The sequence below is a fragment of the Streptomyces huiliensis genome, assembly GCF_020037025.1.
GTDB lineage: Bacteria > Actinomycetota > Actinomycetes > Streptomycetales > Streptomycetaceae > Streptomyces > Streptomyces huiliensis.
In genome coordinates, this window is sequence record NZ_JAIQLH010000411.1 from 1 (window position 1) to 1,929 (window position 1,929).

General features: G+C 76.9%; 2 protein-coding genes. Both read left to right on the forward strand.

Annotation, left to right across the window (positions count from 1 at the left end):
• Nucleotides 1–896: glycosyltransferase (locus JNW98_RS34360; protein ID WP_223772207.1), on the forward strand; the 896-nt coding region annotated here is incomplete at its 5' end.
• Nucleotides 893–1,885, forward strand: coding sequence for a Myo-inositol dehydrogenase Hyg17 (gene hyg17 / locus JNW98_RS34365; RefSeq protein ID WP_223772208.1), 993 nt, complete (start codon nt 893–895; stop codon nt 1,883–1,885). The genes JNW98_RS34360 and hyg17, both read left to right, overlap by 4 nt.
• Nucleotides 1,886–1,929: the final 44 nt, after the last annotated feature.

The window sequence follows — 1,929 nt, forward strand, 5'->3', positions numbered from 1 at the left end:
CGGTCGTCTCGCTCGCCGATGCGGACTTCGTCACCCCGCGCGCGAACGGGTGGATGCCGTGGTCCACCGTCGCGCCGCGCGACCTGCTGCCGCACCCGTCGAGCCTGCCCGTCTGGGACGAGGTGTCGCGCGGGCTGGGTCTCGGCCCGGTGGCGCGGGCGGAGCACCTGCTGTGGGGGGACGTCACCCTGGTGTCGGGCCACCCCGGGCTCGAACCGCTGGACGGGCCGCCGCACCGGGGCGCGCTGCACTACGTCGGCCCGCTGTACTGGAACCCGCCCTGCGCCGCCCCGGAGCCGCCGCGCACGGACCGGCCGCGCGTCTACGTCACCATCGGCAGCGGCGGGAACGTGGCCCGCCGGGCGCTGCAGAACGTCCTGGACGCCTGCGCGGACCGGCCGTGGACGGTGTACGTGTCGAGCGGCTTCGCCTTCGAGGGCGGCCTGGCGGTGCCCGAGAACGCGGTGGTGGCGGGCTTCACCGGCCTGGACGCGCCGCTGGCCTGGGCGGACGTGGTGGTGAGCCACGGCGGTTCGGGGACGGTGCTGGCCTCGCTGCTGCACGGCAAGCCGTCGGTCGTCATGCCGTTCATGTCCGAACAGGAGTTGAACGGGAGGCAGTTGGTGGAGTCCCCCGGCGCGGGCGTGCTCCTGCGGACCAGCGCGACCACCCCGCACGGGCGCCTCGCCTTCACCGACCGCTCCTCCGGCCCGGCCACCGAGCCGTACGTGCCGGTGGACGACATCCTGCGGGGTGTCGAGGACGTCCTCGCCGACCCGGGGTACACCGAACGGGCGGCCGCGTGGGGCGCCCGGCTGCGCGCGCTCCGGGAGGCGGCGGACCTCGTCGGCCTGGTCCGCTCCGCCGCCGCGCCGGCCGCGGGGGTGCGGCGGTGAGCGCGGGGCCGGTCGTCGGCCTGCTGGGCTGCGGGCGGATCGGCGCGCTGTACGCCGAACACCTGGCCGCGCTGGGGCCGCACCGGCTGGTGTGCGTGGATGTCGCTCCGGAACGCGCCGAGGCGCTGGCGAGGAAGGCCGCCTCGGGTGCCGTCGCCGATTCGGTCGCGACCCTCCTGTCCCGGGGCTGCGACGCCGCCCTGGTGACCGCGGCCACCACCAGCCACCCGGAACTGGTCGAGGAGCTGATCGCGGTGGGCGTGCCGACGCTGTGCGAGAAGCCGCTGGCCGTCGATCCGGCGACGACCGAGGCGCTGGGCCGGGCGGCGGAACGGCGCGGCGTGCCGCTGTGGGTGGGCTTCCAGCGCCGCTTCGACCCCGGTTTCGCCGCCCTGCGGAACCGCGCCGCCGCCGGCGACCTGGGCCGGACGCTCGTCCTCCGGCTGGTGTCGCACGACATGACCCCACCCCCGTTCGCCCGCCTCCGCGAGAGCGGTTCGGTCTTCACCGACCTGATGCTGCACGACTTCGACCTGGTGCGGTGGCTCACCGGCCGGACGGTCGTCCGGGTGACGGCCGACGGCGCGGCGCTGTCCTGCCCCGAACTGGCGGAACTCGGCGACTTCGACACGGTCACGGCCATGCTCCGGCTCGACGACGGCACCCTCGCGGTCCTCTCCGCCGGCCGCCGGCAGCCGCTGGGCTACGACGTGCGGGCCGAACTGCTGGGCGAGCATGGCAATCTGGAGGCGGGCCCCGCGGGCACGGCCGAACCCGGCGCGGCCGACGCCCCCGCCCCCCGCTTCCAGGGCTACTGGGACCGTTTCGCCACCGCCTACCGCGCCCAGCTCCGCGCGTTCCTCACCACCGCCTCCGGCGGCCCGCCCGACCCGGCCGCGGGCGGCTGGCACGACTCCCACGCGGCCCTGCGCTGCGCCCTGGCCGCGGAGCGGTCGGCCGCGGGGGGTTCGGTTCCGGTGGCGCCGTGAGCGGGTCCGCGCGAGCACTCGGGACGGCCGGCGGGGGCGGGCTC